Origin of the sequence: Psittacicella gerlachiana (assembly GCF_003585965.1) — a bacterium.
Lineage (GTDB): Bacteria > Pseudomonadota > Gammaproteobacteria > Enterobacterales > Psittacicellaceae > Psittacicella > Psittacicella gerlachiana.
The window spans coordinates 1-2,813 of the sequence record NZ_NRJF01000037.1 but is presented as its reverse complement, the minus strand read 5'-3'; the positions used below and the strand labels follow the sequence as shown (position 1 = coordinate 2,813).

2 protein-coding genes are annotated in these 2,813 nt (G+C 35.1%); both read left to right on the top strand.

The window, feature by feature from the left end:
• On the top strand, positions 1-1,154 hold a 1,154-nt coding region (locus CKF59_RS01480), incomplete at its 5' end, for a peptide ABC transporter substrate-binding protein (RefSeq protein WP_147397092.1).
• Positions 1,155-1,334: 180 nt separating this feature from the next.
• Entirely contained in the window at positions 1,335-2,726 is a 1,392-nt protein-coding gene (locus CKF59_RS01475; protein WP_119534214.1) for a uracil-xanthine permease family protein, read from the top strand.
• Positions 2,727-2,813 lie beyond the last annotated feature (87 nt).

Sequence of the window (2,813 nt, the reverse complement as noted above, 5' to 3'; positions counted from 1 at the left end):
AAGCTTTAGATGATTTTACCCTAGAAGTTAAACTTGAATCCCCTACTCCATGGTTAACTCAAGTTTTATCTTATGGGGTAACTGGTCCTCTACGTCAAGATGTAATAGAAAAACATGGTGATGCTTGGGTAAGACCTGAAAATATTGTGTCTAATGTCCCTTACAAACTTGTACGCTATGCGGTTAACGACGAAATCACCTTACAAAAAGTAGAGAGCTACTGGGATGCTAAAAACGTAACTTTAACGGATATACGTTTTGTGTTTATCTCAGATCCTAATACTGCTTACTACCAATATGTTGCAGGTGAATTACTCTTTACAGGAATTCCAATTCAATTAAAAGAGCAAATTCTTAAACAACGTCCGGAAGAAGTTCGTTTATCTCCAGCATTATCTGCGAGTTATTTAGATTTCCAATATAACTATGAACCTTTCCAAGATGTAAGAGTTCGTCGAGCTATAGCTTTATTAACCAATAATAAATTTATTATTGATAACATCTACTCTGCAGGAACACCAACTTCAATCTTTGTTCCTACTTATGTCCAAGACGGACAATTAGCAACTCCAGCTGATTACTGGGATAAAACTATGCAAGAACGTCAGGCAGAAGCTGTTAAACTTCTGACTGCAGCAGGCTTTAGTAAGGCAAATCCTCTTAAAGTAGAATTAACTTACTCTTCAAACCGTTTAACTCAAAGAGTATTTATCGCCTTACAAAACCAATGGGATCGTGGTTCAGGTGGTTTAGTAAAACTTACTGGTAATGCTAACGAATGGAAAACTTATCTCGATAAAATTAAATCGAGAAACTATCAAATTCGTTTAGGAGGCTGGGGAGCAGACTATGACCAAGCTTCAACCTTCTATAATATCTTAACTTGTAATAATACAGCGAACTATTCTGGCTATTGTAACCAAGATTACGATCGCTACGTAAAAGAAGCAAATGTTGAACCTGATGCAACTAAACGTGCAGAACTATACGCTAAAGCGAATAAGGTTTTACAAGAAAGCCAAGGTAACATTCCATTTAACTGGGCTTCAGTTTACGCTCTAGTTTCTCCAGCTTTAGGCGGATATAATGAGAAAAATGAAGAACGTTACTACCGTGATTACTATATTATTGCTGGAAAAGCAGTGAAAAAATAATTTTCGCTTTTAAATTTCCTCAAAAGAGAGCTCCTAGGCTCTCTTTTTTCAGTTTATTTCTTAATAATCTGTGCTAAGACTTTTGTTAGTTCTAAAATGAATTTAATTTGACTCTTTACATTTTATAAAAATTGTGTATAATCTAGACAATTTGCATTTAGAAAAGAAGAAAAAATTATCATGGCAAAAGAAAAAGTACAATTAGGTCAAGAGCCTATTTATGATATTAAAAATCTTTCATTTGGAAAAAAATTTCTTTTAGGTTTACAACATACTTTTGCTATGTTTGGGGCAACAGTATTAGTACCTATCCTTACCGGATTAGATGTATCAACCACTCTTCTCATGATGGGTGTGGGAACTCTTCTCTTCCATCTAATTACCGGAGGTAAAGTTCCGATTTTCTTAGGCTCATCATTTGCCTTTCTTGCAGGTTATGCTGCCGTAGCTCCTAATAAAGATCCTGAGCATTTATCTATGGCTTTAGGGGGAGTATTTGTTGCCGGCATAGTTTACATCTTAATTGCGATTTTAATTTACGTTTTCGGAGCAAAACGTATTATGCGCTTTTTCCCACCAGTGGTTACTGGACCTATTGTGATCTGTATAGGTCTAACTCTCGCTCCTACAGCGATTAGTATGGCAAGCACTAATTGGCTATTAGCTGTAATTGCCATAGCAATTATTGTTGTTACTACCATTTGGGGACGTGGAATGATGAAAATTATTCCATTACTATTTGGTATTTTTGGCTCGTATATTATTGCTTTAGCTTTTGGTTTAGTTGACAAATCGCATTTTGCGAATTTAGAAGCTTTCCACTTACCTTTACATACAGAGTATTTTGCAACTTTTAATCTTTCTGCAATTATTACTATAGTTCCTATCGTATTAGCGACAACTATGGAACATATAGGTGATATCTCAGCAGTATCAGCAACTACCAACCGTAACTATATTGTAAAACCTGGTTTACACCGCACTCTATTTGGTGATGCGGCAGCAACTATGGTAGGTTCTTACTTTGGTGGTCCTGCATGTACTACTTATGGTGAGAATACTGGGGTGTTAGCTCTAACTCGAGTGTATGACCCACGTGTTACCCGTTATGCAGCTATGTTTGCAATTGTCTTTGCATTTATTCCATTTATTTCAGATATTATTAACTCAATTCCAACTGCAATTATTGGTGGAGTTTCTTTAATTCTTTATGGAATGATCTCTGCAATTGGGGTACGTAATGTTGTAGAAAATCAAGTAGACTTAACTAAAGCCCGTAACCTAATAATTGCTGCGGTAATCCTTGTAACAGGTTTAGGGTTTGCAAATAACCCATTAGTATTCCATGTAGCAGGTACAGAAATTACTCTTTCTGGTTTAGCTATAGCTGCGATTTGTGGGATCTTACTTAATGCAGTTCTTCCAGGTAATGATTACCACTTTAAAGTACAACAACCACAAGAATATGGTAAAGCTTTAAGCTTATCTGCTTCTGACTCAACTTATGAGGGTTTAAATCCTGAAAAAGTAGATAACGAAGACGAAGATGGTAATCTTAAAGAAACTAAATAAAACTTACTTAAATGTAAGCTACTTAAATAAAATACTCAAGTAAATAGAAAATTTAAGTAAAATTTATTAAAAATAAAAACTCGTAAA